Origin of the sequence: Thioalkalivibrio sp. ALE11 (assembly GCF_000381205.1) — a bacterium.
GTDB lineage: Bacteria > Pseudomonadota > Gammaproteobacteria > Ectothiorhodospirales > Ectothiorhodospiraceae > Thioalkalivibrio.
This window is the reverse complement of sequence record NZ_KB906165.1, coordinates 158,926-174,180: the sequence shown is the minus strand read 5'-3', so window position 1 is coordinate 174,180 and position 15,255 is coordinate 158,926. Positions and strand designations below refer to the sequence as shown.

Annotated in this window: 16 protein-coding genes; 11 read left to right on the top strand and 5 right to left on the bottom strand. The window is 70.0% G+C overall.

Annotated elements, in window-relative coordinates:
- The first annotated feature begins 87 nt into the window (after nt 1–87).
- A complete protein-coding gene (locus tag F620_RS0102950) occupies nt 88–1,221 on the top strand; it encodes an acyl-CoA desaturase (RefSeq protein WP_019569391.1) in 1,134 nt (377 codons plus the stop codon).
- Between the two features lie 36 nt (nt 1,222–1,257).
- Here the strand turns inward: F620_RS0102950 and F620_RS0102945 are convergent, their stop codons facing one another.
- From F620_RS0102945 to F620_RS0102930, 4 genes are all read right to left on the bottom strand, one after another.
- Nucleotides 1,258–1,887 carry a phosphoribosyltransferase gene (locus tag F620_RS0102945; protein WP_019569390.1) on the bottom strand — a complete coding sequence of 210 codons (630 nt, stop codon included), beginning with the start codon at nt 1,885–1,887 and terminating at the stop codon, nt 1,258–1,260.
- On the bottom strand, nt 1,880–2,458 hold the full coding sequence (locus F620_RS0102940; RefSeq protein ID WP_019569389.1) for a nicotinamidase: 579 nt from the start codon (nt 2,456–2,458) through the stop codon (nt 1,880–1,882). Before F620_RS0102940 ends, F620_RS0102945 begins: the two co-directional genes overlap by 8 nt.
- A 24-nt stretch (nt 2,459–2,482) precedes the next feature.
- Nucleotides 2,483–3,859, bottom strand: a complete 1,377-nt coding sequence (locus F620_RS0102935; protein ID WP_019569388.1) for a nicotinate phosphoribosyltransferase — start codon at nt 3,857–3,859, stop codon at nt 2,483–2,485.
- An 88-nt stretch (nt 3,860–3,947) separates the two neighbouring features.
- Nucleotides 3,948–4,265 (bottom strand): hypothetical protein, encoded by a 318-nt coding sequence (locus F620_RS0102930; RefSeq protein ID WP_018868813.1) that lies wholly within the window; start codon nt 4,263–4,265, stop codon nt 3,948–3,950.
- Nucleotides 4,266–4,479: 214 nt separating this feature from the next.
- Between F620_RS0102930 and F620_RS0102920 the strand changes: the two genes are divergently transcribed.
- The 10 genes from F620_RS0102920 (at nt 4,480) to F620_RS0102875 (ending at nt 13,535) form a co-directional block, all read left to right on the top strand.
- The gene (locus F620_RS0102920; protein WP_019022603.1) at nt 4,480–4,740 is read left to right on the top strand and encodes a hydrogenase maturation nickel metallochaperone HypA; all 261 of its coding nucleotides are present in this window, start codon (nt 4,480–4,482) and stop codon (nt 4,738–4,740) included.
- Nucleotides 4,737–7,085 carry a carbamoyltransferase HypF gene (gene hypF / locus F620_RS0102915; protein WP_019569386.1) on the top strand — a complete coding sequence of 783 codons (2,349 nt, stop codon included), beginning with the start codon at nt 4,737–4,739 and terminating at the stop codon, nt 7,083–7,085. Before F620_RS0102920 ends, hypF begins: the two co-directional genes overlap by 4 nt.
- 4 nt (nt 7,086–7,089) lie before the next feature.
- The gene (locus F620_RS0102910; RefSeq protein WP_019022601.1) at nt 7,090–7,347 is read left to right on the top strand and encodes a HypC/HybG/HupF family hydrogenase formation chaperone; all 258 of its coding nucleotides are present in this window, start codon (nt 7,090–7,092) and stop codon (nt 7,345–7,347) included.
- A complete protein-coding gene (hypD, locus tag F620_RS0102905) occupies nt 7,344–8,432 on the top strand; it encodes a hydrogenase formation protein HypD (RefSeq protein WP_019569385.1) in 1,089 nt (362 codons plus the stop codon). Before F620_RS0102910 ends, hypD begins: the two co-directional genes overlap by 4 nt.
- Complete coding sequence (gene hypE, locus F620_RS0102900; protein WP_019569384.1) at nt 8,429–9,433, top strand: hydrogenase expression/formation protein HypE; 1,005 nt, start codon at nt 8,429–8,431, stop codon at nt 9,431–9,433. The genes hypD and hypE overlap by 4 nt, the downstream gene beginning before the upstream one ends.
- A gap of 61 nt (nt 9,434–9,494) precedes the next feature.
- Complete coding sequence (locus F620_RS0102895) at nt 9,495–9,713, top strand: hypothetical protein (protein ID WP_018868821.1); 219 nt, start codon at nt 9,495–9,497, stop codon at nt 9,711–9,713.
- 115 nt (nt 9,714–9,828) lie between these two features.
- On the top strand, nt 9,829–10,779 hold the full coding sequence (locus tag F620_RS0102890; protein ID WP_018868822.1) for a PDC sensor domain-containing protein: 951 nt from the start codon (nt 9,829–9,831) through the stop codon (nt 10,777–10,779).
- 99 nt (nt 10,780–10,878) lie between these two features.
- Nucleotides 10,879–11,439, top strand: coding sequence for a rhodanese-like domain-containing protein (locus tag F620_RS0102885; RefSeq protein WP_019569383.1), 561 nt, complete (start codon nt 10,879–10,881; stop codon nt 11,437–11,439).
- A 146-nt stretch (nt 11,440–11,585) separates the two neighbouring features.
- Complete coding sequence (locus F620_RS0102880) at nt 11,586–12,428, top strand: PP2C family serine/threonine-protein phosphatase (RefSeq protein ID WP_019569382.1); 843 nt, start codon at nt 11,586–11,588, stop codon at nt 12,426–12,428.
- A 63-nt stretch (nt 12,429–12,491) separates the two neighbouring features.
- Entirely contained in the window at nt 12,492–13,535 is a 1,044-nt protein-coding gene (locus tag F620_RS0102875) for a LysM peptidoglycan-binding domain-containing protein (protein WP_026331292.1), read from the top strand.
- Nucleotides 13,536–13,554: 19 nt separating this feature from the next.
- Here the strand turns inward: F620_RS0102875 and F620_RS0102870 are convergent, their stop codons facing one another.
- Nucleotides 13,555–15,255 carry a serine/threonine-protein kinase gene (locus F620_RS0102870; protein ID WP_019569380.1) on the bottom strand — a complete coding sequence of 567 codons (1,701 nt, stop codon included), beginning with the start codon at nt 15,253–15,255 and terminating at the stop codon, nt 13,555–13,557.

The following is a 15,255-nucleotide window of genomic DNA, read 5'->3' as shown; positions in this document are numbered from 1 at the left end:
CGGGCATTTTTTGCTCGCAACGTGGTCTGAACGAACATGAAGGGGCAAGCATTGGCGCTTGCCCCGATCGTCAGCAGGTATCTTTCGATGTCCGAACCGACCCCGCCGATTGCCCGGACCACCGCGATCTTCTTTCTGGCGAGCAATCTGGCCGCCCTCACGCTGGTCCCTTGGTGGGGCCTGACGCAGGGCTTCAGTGGCGCGGCCTGGGCCTTTTTCGGGATCTTCATGGTGCTCGGCGGCCTGGGGATTACCGTGGGCTATCACCGGCTGTGGGCGCATCGCAGCTTCAAGGCGCGCGGCCCGCTGCGCGTGATTCTGGCGCTTTGCGGGGCGCTGGCGCTGCAGAACAGTATCTACAACTGGAGTGCCCGGCACCGCGTGCATCATGGCTACGTGGATGACGTGGAACGCGACCCGCATTCCATCAAGCGCGGCTTCTGGCACGCCCACATGGGATGGATGCTGCGCAACTGGCCCGCCAGCCGGGCCGATTATTCACGCGCGAAGGACCTGACGAAGGATCCGGTGGTGATGTGGCAGCACCGCCACTACTGGACCCTGGTGTGGGGGCTGAACCTGGGGTTGCCCTTGCTGCTGGGGCTGGTGTTCGGGGACGTGATCGGCATGCTGCTGCTGGCGGGCGTGCTGCGGCTGGTGCTCAGTCACCATTTCACGTTCTTTATCAACTCCCTGGCGCACTGGTGGGGATGGCGCCCCTACAGTGACGAGAATACCGCCGTGGACAACGGCCTGGTCGCGTTGCTCACCTGGGGCGAGGGGTACCACAACTTCCACCATGCCTTTCAGGGCGACTACCGCAACGGCGTGCGCTGGTGGCAGTACGACCCCTCGAAGTGGCTGATCAACCTGCTGGCGTGGACGGGGCTGGTGCATGACCGGCGCTGGACGCCGCGCTTCAAGATCCTGCGCGCGCGGCTGCACACCGAGTTCCGCCGCCTGCTGAACTCCGATGCGGCCGGGCCGGTGCACGACACCTGGCGCGCGACCGTGGAACGCGAATACCAGCACTTCCGCGATACGGTGAACCAGTGGCAGCAGGTGCAGGCGGACAACATGCGGGCCGGACGCGAGGCCCTGAACGACCGCTGGCTGCGCACGGAACTGCGCACCCGATTCAAGGAGCTGGAGTATCGCCTCAAGATGCAGCGCCGCCGCCTGCGCGCGCTGTCGGCCTCTCGCGGCGTGGCCCCGGCCTGACCGCGGACACCACGGCGCTCGCGGGACAATCCGCCTTCAGGAGGACACCGGAAGCTCGTTGAAGCGAATGACCCGGTCCAGCTCGGTGGCGTCCAGGGCCAGCCCGTAGTCCTGGCGCAGACGCGCATCCAGCTCCGCGGCCGTTGCCGGGGCCGGCTCCATCTGGCGCGCGAACTGGCCGGCGTCCTCGATCACCGCCCACGAGTAGAGGATCCAGCGCCACCGCTCCACCCGCTGGCCGACAAAATCGGCCGCGCAGCCGGTAGTGTCCTTTTGGTGCAGCACGGCGATGCGCACCGCCTCCGGCGCACCCTCGGCGACGTGCGCACGCGCGGCCTGCAGGGTGTCGCCGCTGTCGTTCACGTCGTCCACCAGCAGGACCCGGCGGCCCGCGATGTCGCCCGACAGCGGCGCGGTCACGGCGGCCTGCTGCTGCTCGCGGGCGCCTGCGGTGTAGTGCTCCACCTTCACGCTGAACAGCCTGTGCACGTGCAGGAAATCGCACAGGAAACGGGCCGGCAGGAACCCGCCGCGGGCGATGGCAACGACGGTATCCGGTCGGAACCCGCTCGTGCGGATCTCCCGGGCGAGTTCGTCCGCAAGACGCACCGAGGCCTCCAGCGGGATCAGCTCGACCGGCATCTGCCGCGGTTCGGTCTCACTCATGGTCCGGGATCTCCACGCCGGCTTCGGCCATGCGTTGCAGGGCCTCGCGGCCGCCTTCGGCCGTCACCGGGCGGGTCGCATCGGGGATCAAGTGCACGGCGAAGCCCTCCTTGCGGGCATCCACCGCCGTGGCGGCCACACACACGTCCTGGGCCAGACCGCCGACCCAGATGCGACCCACGCCCCGGTTGCGCAGCGCGACCGCGAGGCCGGTACCGTCGAAGGCGGAGTACTGGTCCCGGTCGAAACGCACGCCCTTGGTCACCCGTATGGCGTCCTCCGGCAAGGCCAGAGCGGGGTGGAACCGGGCTCCGGGGGAATCCTGCAGGCAGTGCGGCGGCCACGGGCCGCCCTGCGCCGCGAAACTCGGGTGTTCCCGCGGATGCCAGTCGCGCGAGGCGTAGACCGGAAGGCCGAGTTCGCCGGCCGCTTTCAGCCAGCGGTTGAGCACCGGGACCACGGCGTCACCATCGTCGATGGCGAGCGCCCCGCCGGGACAGAAGTCGTTCTGCACGTCCACGACCAGGAGGGCATCGCCGGGCTGCAGCAGGGTTCCGGGATCAAGGTTCATGGCGAACTCCGAACGTTCATGGCTTCACTCCGCGTGGCGCGCCCGGATGGCACGCGTCACCGCGGCCTGATGCGACTGCAGTGCGTCACTCACGGCGACCGGGTAAGGCCCGGCCGCCGGTTCGATCCCCCGGATTTCCGGGGGCAGGGACTGCAGCTGCTGGCGCGCGTGTTCCCGCAGGGCAGCGAGATCCCGTACATGCCCGGACAGACGCCGGCCCTCGCGCATCACCGGCTGCAGCAGCGGTTCGCCGGGGAGCGACTCGTCCTCGCGGGCGATGGTGTCGCCGCTGAAATGCGCCCCGTCCCGGCGACGGAAGATCTGCTTGCCGCCCGGCAGAATGGGCTTGCCGCTGGAGAGCTTGAGCCGCCCCTCGCCGGCGTATTCCGCCAGCTTGTAGGCGATGTCGAGATCCGGCACGTCGGTGGAGATGCCCATGCTGGTGCCGACGCCGAACGCATCGATGGGGGCACCCGCGGCCAGCAACCCGGCGACCACGTGTTCATCCAGCCCGCCGCTGGCGAAGATCCCGACCCGTTCCAGGCCCGCCGCGTCCAGCATCGCACGCGCATCGCGTGCCAGCTGGCCCAGATCACCCGAGTCCAGACGGATGGCCCGGACCCGAAAGCGGTCGCCGAGCCGGCGAGCCAGATCGATCACCTGGCGCACCCCCGCGAGGGTGTCGTAGGTGTCCACCAGCAGCACGGTCTCCGGATACAGTCCTGCGAAGGCGGCGAAGGCGGCGGCCTCGTCGTCATGCGCCTGGATGTAGCTGTGGGCCATGGTGCCGCTGACCGGGATCCCGTAGCGTTTGCCGGCGAGGACGTTGGAGGTGCTGGCCACCCCGGCGACGTGGAAGGCACGTGCCCCCTTCACCGCGGCATCCAGCCCGTGCATGCGGCGCGCGCCGAAATCCACCACGTCGCGGCCCTGCGCCGCGGTCACCAGGCGCGCGGCCTTGGTCGCCTGTACCGTCTGCAGGTGGATCTGATTCATGATCAGGGTTTCCACCAGCTGGGCCTCGGGCAATGGCGCGCGGACCTCGAGGATCGGCTCGTTGGCAAAGACCGGCGTCCCTTCCTGCACGGCGCGGACCTCGCCGGTAAAGCGGAAGGACTCCAGCCACTGCAGAAAGCAATCGGAAAACCGGTCGAGACCGGCGAGGTAGTCGAGGTCCGCCCGGGAGAAGCGCAGCCCCTCCAGCTGTTCCAGGACCGTATCCAGGCCGCAGGCGAGGAGGTAGTTGCGCCGTTCGGGCACCCGGCGCACGAACAGCGTGAACACGGCGGAATCGTGCAGGCCTTCCTCGAAATAGGCCTGCAGCATGCTGAGCTCGTAGAGATCGGTGAACAGTGCCAGTCGATCCTCGACGTCGGGGGCTGCCTGCTCGTCCGGAGCCATCACGTCACCTCGCTACGCGGATGCGGGTCTTTCGAGCGTAGGCCCGCCCGCCGGGAACGTAAACCTCGCGCCCGCCGCCCCCGTCGCACTATGCCGTGTCGTCGGCGATCTTTTTCGCCACGCGGTCGGCGACCTTGCCGCGCACCACCACCTCGTCGGCTCCGGCCTCACGCGCGGCCTTGAGCATGCTCCCTTCCACATGCGGGCCAAAGGCGAGGATGGCGGCATCCGGACAGCGTTCACGCCAGGTCGACACACTCCCGACGTCCCGTGCACCCAGGTCGATCACGATCAGGTCGGGGGCTGCGGGCTCGCCGCTGCCGGTCACTTCGGCACCGGCCGCGCGCCAGCGCGATTCGAGCCGCACGCGGGTCATCAGGTCGGGGGTGTCGATATGGATCTGCATGGATGTCGGGCTCCGTTCAGTGGGTATCCGCCGCCCCTACCCGTCGAACATGCCGGATGACATCCGCGGCGAACGGTATGGAGAGGACGTCGAGACCCAGGGAAACATCGACGGTTTCCAGGCGTTTTCCTTTTCCATGCCGCCTCCCTGCAGCCATTATTATTGGGAGTGATCAGTCTACCTTAAGGCAACCACGGCGGGGAGACACTGAACCATGCACGAACATTCGCTGATGGCCGACTTGCTGCGCAAGATCGAGCAGGTGGCGGCCGACAACAACGCCGAGCGCGTGACCCGGGTCCGGGTGTGGCTGGGGGCGCTGTCGCATATCACGCCGGAGCATTTCCGCGAGCATTTCGAGGACGGCACCCGCGGCACAGTGGCCGAGGGCGCCGAACTGGAGGTGGAGACCTCGGACGACGACACCCACCCCGAAGCCCAGCAGATCCTGCTGCGGAACCTGGACGTGGTGTGAACGATCGCGCTCGTGCGCGCTGGCGCCTGATCGTCGCGGGCCGGGTCCAGGGCGTCGGGTTCCGGCCGTTCGTCGCCCGTCAGGCGCATCGGCTGGGGCTGACGGGAGCGGTCGCGAACACCGCGGAAGGGGTCGTGATCGAGATCGAAGGGCCGCAGACGGCACTGAAGTCGTTCCGCCGTTCCCTGGACGAGGACGGCCCGCCGGCCGCACGCGTGGACCTGATCACCGCCACCACGATTCCGCCGCTCGGGGATGCGGATTTTTACGTCCGCACCCATCATGCCGCCGGCGGGGGCGCTCCCGCACTGGCCCCCGACCGCGCGCCCTGCCCGGCGTGTCGGGCCGAAATCCGTGATTCGGCTGCGCGGCGCTTCCGCTATCCGTTCACCGCCTGTGCCGACTGTGGACCGCGCTGGAGCATCACGACCGGCCTGCCCTGGGAGCGGGCGCGGACCACGCTCGCCGGGTTTGCCCTGTGTCCGGCGTGTCTCCGCGAATTCGAGGACCCGGAGGACCGGCGCTTCCACGCGGAGGCCATGGCCTGTCCGGAGTGCGGCCCGCAACTCACGCTGCGCACGCCGGACGGGGACGCGCGGAGCACCGGCGACGCCGCCCTGCGCGCGGGGGTGGACATCCTGCGCGAAGGGGGCATTCTGGCCCTCAAGGGCACGGGCGGCTTCCAGCTGCTGGTGGATGCCACCCGACCGGATGCGGTCGCGCGGCTGCGCCGGCGCAAGCAGCGGCCGGAAAAGCCGCTGGCGGTCATGCTGCCGGGCCGGGCCGAACCGGCATCGCTCGCCCGCATCGACGAGCTCGAGCAGGCGCTGCTGGAATCCCCCGAGGCCCCCATCGTGCTGGTCGAGGGCCGGCCGGAGGCGCCGCTGGCCGAAGAGGTCGCCCCGGGCCTCGGACGTCGCGGACTGATGCGCCCGTCCACCCCGCTGCACCTCCTGCTCCTGGACGACTTCGGCGAACCGGTGGTCTGCACTTCCGGGAACCGCAGCGGCGAGCCCCTGTGCGTGGAAGGCGACGAGGCGGTTGCCCGGCTGGGCGATATCGCGGACGCGATCCTGGATCACGACCGGCCGGTCGCACGGGCGCTGGACGACTCCGTGTTCCAGGTCGCCGCCGGCGAACCCCAGTGCCTGCGACTGGGGCGCGGCTGCATGCCAACGCGTGTGCCACTGCCTGCGGGGGAGCCCGCGGTTGCGCCCGCGCCGGTCACCCTGGCGCTGGGCGGACAGCTCAAGGCAGCGCCCGTCCTGGCGCTCGCGAACGAAGTGGTGGTCGGCGCCCATGTCGGCGACCTGGAAAGCGATGCGGCATTGCAGCGGCTGAACGGCGAGGCCCGGGCGCTGGGGGAACTCTGCGGGGTGGACATCGAACGGATCGCCTGCGACCGACACCCGGATTACGCGTCCACACGCCTGGCCGAAACCCGGGACCTGCCGCTCACGCGGGTACAGCATCATCACGCCCATGCGGTGGCGGCCCTCGCGGAGCACGGCGTGCGCGAACCGGCGCTGTCCCTGGTGTGGGACGGGGCCGGGCTGGGCGACGACGGTACGCTGTGGGGCGGCGAGTGCCTGAGTCTCGACCGTGACGGCAGCTGGCGCCGCAGCGGGCATCTGCGACCGTTCCGCCTGCCCGGAGGCGAGGCCGCGATGCGCGAACCGCGGCGCGCGCTCCTGGGTCTGCTGCATGCCCGGTACCACGGCGATCGCGCGACCCTCGAGGCCAGTCCCGCGCGCGCCCTGTTCACCGCAGCGGAATGGCAGCCGCTGCTCGCCTGCCTGGACCGGGGGATCAACGCCCCGGTGACCTCCAGTGCGGGAAGGCTGTTCGATGCGGTCGCGGCACTCAGCGGCCTGCGCATCGCCGCCGGCTACGAAGGCCAGGCCGCGCTGCGCGTGCAGGAAGCCGCGGAGGCAGCCGGGCCCGCAGACAATGGTGCAAAGTACGGCGATACAGACGCGATCCCGCTGGATACCGACCTTGCACCCTGGCAGGGCGACTGGGCCCCGCTGGTCGATGCCCTGCTCGCGGAACGCGCGGCGCGGCCGGTGGACGCGCCCGCACGCATGGCCACGCGGCTGCACCGGGCGCTCGCGGGATTCGCGGTCGCGGCGGCCCGCGCCAATAACCGGGAAACCGTGGCATTGACCGGCGGATGCTTCCAGAATCGGTGGTTGCTGCAACAATGCGTGGACGCCCTGCGGGCGGCCGGTTTCCGCCCGCTCTGGCCGCAGCGCATCCCGCCCGGCGACGGCGGGCTGGCGACCGGCCAGGCCGTGATTGCAAGACGGGCGACCTCGCCCGTGCGAACCACCGACGGAGACTGAGACCATGTGCCTGGCCATCCCCGGCCGCATCGACCATGTGGAGGAAGCGGACGATCCGCTGTTCCGCCAGGCCCGCGTGGCCTTCGGCGGGGTTGCGCGCACGGTGTCGCTGGCCTGTACGCCGGAGGCCGGGCCCGGCGACTACGTGCTGGTGCACGCCGGCATCGCGATCGCCACCGTCGACGAGGCGGCCGCCGAACGCACCCTGGCCGCCCTGCGCGAGATCCCCGGGCACGATCCGTCCGCTCCGGAGGGTCCGTGAAGCACCTCGACGAATACCGCGACCCGGCGCTGATCCTGCAGCAGGTCGAGGCGATCCGCGCGGCCTGCACCCGGCGCTGGACGCTGATGGAGGTCTGCGGCGGCCAGACCCACGCGATCCTGCGCCACGGGCTGGACGAGCTGCTGGCCGACTCGGTCGAGCTGCTCCACGGGCCCGGCTGCCCGGTCTGCGTGACGCCCACCGAGACCCTGGACCGGGCCGTGCTGCTGACCCGCCGCCCCGAGGTGATGCTGTGCACCTTCGGCGACATGCTGCGGGTACCCGGCGCGCTGGGCGACCTGAACGCCGCGCGCGCGGCCGGCGGGGAGGTGCGCGTGATCTACTCGCCGCTGGATGCGGTCGCCCTGGCGCGCGAACACCCGGAGCGCGAGGTGGTGCTGCTGGCGGTCGGCTTCGAGACCACCGCCCCGGCCGCCGCGCTCGCGGTGCTGCAGGCCGAGGCCCTGGGGCTGTCCAACCTGTCGCTGCTCGTCTCGCACTCGCTGGTACCGCCGGCGATGGAGGCCCTGCTCACCGATCCGGACAGTCGCATCCAGGGCTTTCTGGCCGCCGGACACGTCTGCACGGTGGAAGGTGCAACCGTCTACCGGACGATCGCCGAACGCTTCCGGGTCCCGATCGTGGTGACCGGCTTCGAGCCGGTGGACCTGCTGGCCGGGATTCGGGCCTGCGTGGAGCAGCTGGAACGCGGCGAAGCGCGGGTGGAGAACCGCTACGACCGCGCCGCCCGCGATGACGGCAACGCCGCCGCGCGCGATGCGGTCACCCGCGTGTTCGAGCCGGTGGAACGCGAGTGGCGCGGGATGGGCCGCCTGCCCGCCAGCGGGCTGGGCCTGCGTCCGGAATACGCGCGCTTCGATGCCCTGAAGCGCTTCGAACTGGCCGGGACCGAATCCGGAGGAGACGGTCCCTGTATCGCCGGCCAGGTGCTACGCGGGCTGAGTCGACCCACCGACTGTCCGGCCTTCGGCCGCGAATGCACCCCGGATCACCCCCTGGGGGCGCCGATGGTCTCCTCCGAGGGGGCCTGCGCGGCCTACCTCCACTACCGGGGCGAGACATGACCACCGAGGTCGTGCGGCTGGCGCACGGCGGCGGGGGCCGGCTGCAGGCGAAGCTGCTGGACGAGGTGATCCTGCCGGCCCTAGGCGCCCGCGCCTGCGGCGCGCCCGATGCCGCCGTGTTCGATGCGCCGGGCGGGCGCCTGGCCATGACCACCGACAGCTTCGTGGTGCGGCCGCTGTTCTTTCCCGGCGGCGACATCGGCCGCCTCGCGGTGCACGGCACGGTCAACGACCTGGCGATGGCCGGGGCACGACCGCTGTGGCTGACGCTGGGGCTGATCCTCGAAGAAGGACTCCCGCTGGAGGACCTGCGCCGCGTCCTCGCCTCCGTAGGCGCGGCCGCCGAAGAATGTGGTGTGCAGGTGGTGGCCGGCGACACCAAGGTAGTCGAGGCCGGGCATGGTGACGGGGTCTACATCAACACGAGCGGCGCGGGCGTGGTCCCGGACGGGGTTGGCATCGAACCGAGCGCGATCCGGCCGGGCGACGTGCTGCTGGCCAGCGGCGATCTCGGGCGCCATGGCGTGGCCATCCTCGCCGCCCGCGAGAACCTCGGCCTCGAGCCGCCGGTTCCCAGCGACAGCGCGTCGGTGGCCGCGGGCGTGGCGGCCCTGCTGGACGCCGGCGTGCCCGTGCATGCGCTGCGCGACCCCACCCGCGGCGGCACGCTGGCCGCGCTGCAGGAGCTGGCCGAGGCCTCCGGCTGCCGCCTGGTGCTGGACGATGCGGCCATCCCCGTACGCGAAGACGTACGCGGGGCCTGCGAGATCCTCGGGCTGGACCCGCTGCACTCGGCCTGCGAGGGGCGGTTCCTCGCGTCCGTCCCGGCGGATCACGCCGAGCAGGCACTGGCGATCCTGCGATCCGTTCCCGAGACCCGGGACGCGGTCGCCATCGGCCGGGCCGCGGCCGGCGATCCGGCGGTGATCCGGCGTCTGCCGACCGGCGTGGAGCGCCGGCTGGTCCTTCCGGCCGGAGAACAGCTCCCGCGCATCTGCTGAAAGCCGCTCCCGCACGCGCTATCGTTGTCCGGCCCGTTTACGCCGCAACAGGAGACCGATCATGAGCCTCAGTCGCCTCACTCTTGTCCCCCTGGCCCTGGCCGCCAGCTCGGCGCTTGCACACCCCGGGCATGGTCATGGCGACGGCCATTCCCTGCTGCATTATCTGAGCTCGCCGGAGCATGTCTGGCCCGCGGCCGCGGCCCTGCTGCTGGCCGCCGTAATCGGGGGCGCCTGGCTGTGGCGGCGCTCGCGCCGGCGGAAAGACCCGCGGAGCTGACAGCGGGCACGAATCCTGCTGACAAAACCGGTGCATGCTCGGGAGAGCCGGTCACGACTGTGAAAACCCGGTTCGGGGATAATGCGCGCGCACCAAAAGGAATCGGAAACGCACCATGAACGAACTGAAACAGGCCATCGAGCACCAGCGGGAGTACCTGGAAGAGCGGCTGCATGAGCCGCTGAGCGGGATCGCGGCGCGCCTGGTGCCGGCCTGGCCCCGGCGCGAGGAACTGGACTCGATCCTGGAGGACGGGATCCGGCGGATCCCCGAGGCCACATTCATGTACGCGCTCAACACCCGCGGGATCCAGCTGTCCGATAACATCTCCCGCAGCGGCGTGCTGCCCGAGCACTTCGGCCGCGACCGCTCGCAGCGGCCATACATGAAGGAGGCCGTGCCGGCCGACGGTTTCCTGCTGTCCGAGGCCTATATCAGCCTGCTGGGGCGGCGCCCGTCGCTGACCGCCCTGCAGCTTGTCCGCGACGACAACGGCCGGGCCCTGGGTTTCCTCGGCGCGGACTTCGACCTGCGCAACCTGCCGGACCTGTCGGAAGACCTGTACGAGGAATCCAGCGAGTGGCGTCAGATCAAGGGCGACCCGTCGATCCGCGGCACGCTGTTCCAGCAGAGCCGCACCGAAAGCCTGATGGACCGCAACATGGACACCGCGCTGGCCATCCTGGAGGAACTGTTCACCGAGCGGGGCGTGTTCCAGGGCGTGTTCCACTTCTCCAGCTCGCGCGCGACCCTGTGGACCACCGAGGATCCGTACCGCTACCGCATCCTGACCCACGAGTCGCTGGCCGACCCGGATGTCTGTCTGGCCTTCCCCCACGAGCCCTACCCGGAGGAGGCACTGATCCCGCAACGGGACATCGGCCGGGTGCTGGACGGCCTGCGGACCCTGCGTTTCGCCGACGACACCGTGTATCTGCGTTCCGCGTCGCTCAACCTGTTCAACGGCATGGTCAGCCTGACCTTCTCCTGCGACGGCTCGCATTACATGACCTCCGAGGAATTCCTCGGGCGTTCCATCGAATTCTGGCTGGGGGCGACCGGCTGATCCGCCCCGGCCTCATACCCCCTCGGGGGCCGGGTCATTTTCCCGGGATCACGGCGCTGCATGTATATTAGGATTCCCTAATAAATACTGGAGAGAAGCATGCAGCGTACCCTCGGCGCCCTGACTCTGGGCCTGGCCCTCGCCCTGCCCGCCACCGCCGTGGCCGACGACGTCCACGAATTCGGGATCTCGCCGCAGGCGACCTACAACCTGGTGCAGGAAGACGGCGATGACATCCTGTTCATCGATGTCCGCGACCCGGTCGAGATCATGTTCGTGGGCTTCACCGACGAGGTCGATCTCAACATCCCCTTCCTGCTGGTGGACCGCCACGACTGGGATGACGAGAAGAACCGCTTCAACCCCTCGCGTAACCCCGACTTCGTCGACCAGATCGACGCGGCGCTGGAAGAGCGCGGTCTGAACCGCGACGCCACGATCATCACCATGTGCCGCTCCGGCAGCGAACGCGGAGAGCCCAGCGCGGCATTCCTGCGCGAGAACGGCTTTCCCAACGCCCGTTACGTGGTCAACGGCTTCCAGGGCGACGCCATCAGCGAAGGCGAACGCGCCGGCTTCCGCCTGAAGAACGGCTGGCAGAACTCCGGCCTGCCGTGGAGCCGCGAGATGAACGCCGACAAGATCCACCGCAGCGACTGACCCCGCCCGGATCCGTCCGGATCCTCCGCGGCCCCGGATGCCACCGGGGCCGTGTCATCCGTTTCGTACTCTCCCGCCCGGGGGTGTCCCGCAATCCCCGAAACCGGCATCATGGCAGGGTCTTCATCCCTCCCGCCGGACTCGACATGGAAACCGCCTCCGCCAGCGACATCGGGGCGCGCCCCGAACAGCAGGATGCCGTCACCGTCCGGGTCTCCGACGACGGTCGCCGCGCACTGCTGGCCGTCGCCGACGGCATGGGCGGCCACGCGGCCGGGGCCTGGGCCTCGCATACCGCCATCGCCACCATCGAGGCGCACTGGGAGCAGTGCAACGGCATGCCCACGCGTCCGGCCAGCTGGCTGGAAACCGTTGCCCGCGCGGCCCACGACGCCCTGCGCGCGGAAATCACCGACGACACCGCCCCGCCCGGGACTACCCTGGTGGTGCTGTTCGTCGATGAGTCCGGTGCGTGGTGGGTGCACTGCGGCGACAGCCGCCTGCTGCATTTCCGTGGCACGCGCCTGATCGAACGCACCCGCGACCACTCGCGGGTGCAGGAGCTGTTCGAGGCCGGAATGATCCGCGAGCAGGAGATGGCCACCCACCCGGATCAGAACCACCTGCTCGCGGCGCTGGGCATGCCCGGAGGCCTGCGCCTGGACCACGGACACGCGAAACGCCATCCGGACTCCGCGTTCCTGCTGTGCACCGACGGTTTCTGGGAACAGATCGAGCCGGCGGAGATGGCGGGCCTGCTGGTGTCCGATGACCTGTCCCGCGGGCTCGACGAGGCGGTGCGGGTAGCCGCCAGGCGCGGGGGCCCGCGCGGCGACAACATCGCCGTGGCCGCCTGGCGCAGTGGCGCCCCCCGGGGCTTCGACCGCCTGCGCCATCGGGGCGGGTCGCTGGTGCCGTCGACGCTGCTGGGCGGGATCATCCTGCTGGCGGTGCTGGCGATCCTGTTCTGGCCGGTCGGCGGCGGATGAGCGGAAATCACCGAACCCGTATACTGCACAAAAAGTGAAGCCGTTCACATAATGGATCGCCCGATGCCCCCCTCCCGTTTCGTCCGCGCGCTGTTACTGCTGTCCCTCCTGTCCTTGACGGGCGGCTGTGCACTGCTGGAACAGAAACCGGACGCAGATCCGGAACCGACCCGGGACCCGCAAGCGACGGATGAACCGCGGGAAGCGCCCCGGTCGGACGAAGAACGCACCTCGCCGCCGACCCTTGCGGCCATCCTGAACCGGCTGCAGGGGGGCGAATGGGATCGGGCGGAGGCCATGCTGGAGCAGTTCCGGGAATCCCGCCCGGAGGACCCCACCGCGCGCTCGCTGCAACGTCAGCTCAAGGAGGACCCGGAAACGCTGCTCGCCGACGGCGAGACCCGGCATACCGTGGAGGCAGGGGAGACCCTGGGTCTGATCGCCAGGCGCTACACCGGCGACGCCACGCAGTTCCTGATCCTGGCGCGGCTCAACGACATCCGGCGGCCGGAACACCTGACCGTCGGTCAGCAGCTGCGGGTTCCCCCGCCCGCCGACCCGCAGGACGCCGGCGAGCCCGGTGTCACCCCCGCTCTCGACGAGCAGCTGCAGGCCCTGGACGCAGGCGCGGAAGACGGCTCGGGCGAACGCGGGGAGTCCTACCGCATGACCATCCGCGCCGACCTCGACGCCGGGCGTCACGAAGCGGCCTACGAGACCGCACGGGCCGCCCGGGAGGCCGCCCCCGGGGAGGCCTGGGACGACTGGCTCGACCCGCTGGAACGGGAGGCCGCGGCGGCCCATTACGAACGGCGCGGCCTGGATGCGCGAGACCGGGACGACGCGGACGCGGCCAGGGACTGGCTGGAACGCGCACTCGAGGCGGAACCCGGGCGCGAACCGGCACGAACCGAACTGGCGCGTCTGCGGCGCGCGGAAGCGGAGACCCTGCACTCCGCCGCGATCGTCCACTACCGCAACCAGGAACTCGAGCGGGCCATTGAGCTGTGGGATGCCGCGCTCGAGCTCGACCCCGACTTCGACGCGGCGGAAGGCTATCGCCTGCGCGCCCGCGAGCTGCAGCGGCGCCTGGAGAACATGGAGTAACCGGCCGGACCGCGGCGGACTATCCGCTGCGTTCGTCGCCGCCCGGGTCCGCGCCGGGCGGCCGTTCCGGTGGAGCCACTGGCATGGTCCGCGTGGCGGAGGCATCGTCCTTGTGCCCCGACGGCGCCGGGTCCGCAGCCGCCCGCTTGACCCGCGCTTCCAGCGAATCCGCCATGGCGTTGTAGGCGGAGAATACGCGTTCGAAGTCGTCCCGCCGCCGCACCCGGATACGGGTATCCAGCCGCCCCTGAGCGATCTGGTCCAGCGCGCCGCGCAGGGTTTCCATCGGCACCTGCAGGCGCCGGGCAAAGACATAGACGCCCAGCAGCACCGCCAGCACGGTCACCACCGTCAGCATGAGCAGCGCCATCATGGTGGTGCGCCCCGCTTCCTGCAGCGAAGAGGTACTGAGCGCGACCTGCAGATGCCCGAGTTCGAAATCCTGGAACCGCACCGGCGCCTCGAACAGGAACACCTCGTTGCCGTCCGGACCGGCGGTGGACCATACCGTGCGCCCGTCGCGCGAGAGCAGAAGATCCTCGGCCGGCGGCTCGTTGCGCGGCTCGCCCAGCGCCTCCGGATCGGAGCTGGCGACGATACGTCCGTGCCGATCGCTGACGGACAGCAGTTCGATCTCGCGATTGGCCTGCATGTCGCGCAGGCGCGCCTGCATCGCGATGGAATCCTCCAGCAGCAGATCCTCGGCGCTCTCCACCGCGATGGTGCCCGCGAGCGTGGAGCCGTAATCGAAAGCGAGGTCGGTCATCACCTCGTTCTGTTTCTGCTGCACCAGGAAGGCACCCACCGCCAGGGTGACCGCGACCAGAGCCCCCATCACCGCGGTCCAGCGCAGGCGCAGGGGCACGATGCGGCGCCCGGCACCGGCGCGTTCGCGTTCGGCGCGCTCGTCCTCGATGCGCTGCAGATCCACCAGCAGCTCGGCGGCCGACTGATACCGCCGGGACGGGTCGCGTTCCAGCAGCCGGCGCACGACCGCGACCAGGTCTTCCGGGCAGTCGCGGATGATCGGCCGTGGTTCCGGCACCGGCTCTTCCAGGACCCGCTGCAGGACCCGACCGGCCTCGCCATCGAGAAACGGCCGATGCCCGGTGAGCAGTTCGTACAGCACCACGCCCATCGACCACAGATCGCTGCGACCGTCGGCATCACCGCCGCGGATCAGCTCGGGGGCCATGTAATGGGGGGTCCCGGCCGACGCGGTGTGGTCCTCGGCGCGCCATTCGGGGTCGAACAAAGTCTCGGCAATGCCGAAATCCATCACCTTGATGTTGACCGTGGCACTGGTGACGAGGATGTTTTCCGGCTTGATGTCCCGGTGGATCACGCCATGGCGGTGAGCATAGTCCAGCGCCTCGGCCAGCTGCTGCGCCACCTTGAGAAAATTGCGCAGCAGCAGCGGACGGAACTGTTCGGCGTAGGCATCCAGCGTCTGCCCCTCCACCAGCTCCATGGCGATGAACGGCCGGCCCTCGGCTTCGCCCACGTCGAAGACCGTGACAATACCCGGGTGGGTCAGCGTACCCGCGGCACGGGCCTCGGTCAGGAAGCGCTGGCGGTATTCCGGATCGCAGGCGTAGTCGTCATGCAGGATCTTGATGGCCAGGGTCCGCCGGATCTGCGGGTCATACCCCTGATGGACCGTCGCCATCGCGCCGCGGCCCAGCTCCTCCCCTACTTCGTACCGGCCGAAGCGCCGCAT

Bases quoted from the DNA above. Each gene is read 5' to 3' on its own strand.
- F620_RS0102950 (WP_019569391.1), top strand. From the start codon at position 88: ATGTCCGAACCGACCCCGCCGATTGCCCGGACCACCGCGATCTTCTTT.
- F620_RS0102945 (WP_019569390.1), bottom strand. From the start codon at position 1,887: ATGAGTGAGACCGAACCGCGGCAGATGCCGGTCGAGCTGATCCCGCTG.
- F620_RS0102940 (WP_019569389.1), bottom strand. From the start codon at position 2,458: ATGAACCTTGATCCCGGAACCCTGCTGCAGCCCGGCGATGCCCTCCTG.
- F620_RS0102935 (WP_019569388.1), bottom strand. From the start codon at position 3,859: ATGGCTCCGGACGAGCAGGCAGCCCCCGACGTCGAGGATCGACTGGCA.
- F620_RS0102930 (WP_018868813.1), bottom strand. From the start codon at position 4,265: ATGCAGATCCATATCGACACCCCCGACCTGATGACCCGCGTGCGGCTC.
- F620_RS0102920 (WP_019022603.1), top strand. From the start codon at position 4,480: ATGCACGAACATTCGCTGATGGCCGACTTGCTGCGCAAGATCGAGCAG.
- F620_RS0102910 (WP_019022601.1), top strand. From the start codon at position 7,090: ATGTGCCTGGCCATCCCCGGCCGCATCGACCATGTGGAGGAAGCGGAC.
- hypE (WP_019569384.1), top strand. From the start codon at position 8,429: ATGACCACCGAGGTCGTGCGGCTGGCGCACGGCGGCGGGGGCCGGCTG.
- F620_RS0102895 (WP_018868821.1), top strand. From the start codon at position 9,495: ATGAGCCTCAGTCGCCTCACTCTTGTCCCCCTGGCCCTGGCCGCCAGC.
- F620_RS0102890 (WP_018868822.1), top strand. From the start codon at position 9,829: ATGAACGAACTGAAACAGGCCATCGAGCACCAGCGGGAGTACCTGGAA.
- F620_RS0102885 (WP_019569383.1), top strand. From the start codon at position 10,879: ATGCAGCGTACCCTCGGCGCCCTGACTCTGGGCCTGGCCCTCGCCCTG.
- F620_RS0102880 (WP_019569382.1), top strand. From the start codon at position 11,586: ATGGAAACCGCCTCCGCCAGCGACATCGGGGCGCGCCCCGAACAGCAG.
- F620_RS0102875 (WP_026331292.1), top strand. From the start codon at position 12,492: ATGCCCCCCTCCCGTTTCGTCCGCGCGCTGTTACTGCTGTCCCTCCTG.
- F620_RS0102870 (WP_019569380.1), bottom strand. From the start codon at position 15,255: ATGCGGCGCTTCGGCCGGTACGAAGTAGGGGAGGAGCTGGGCCGCGGC.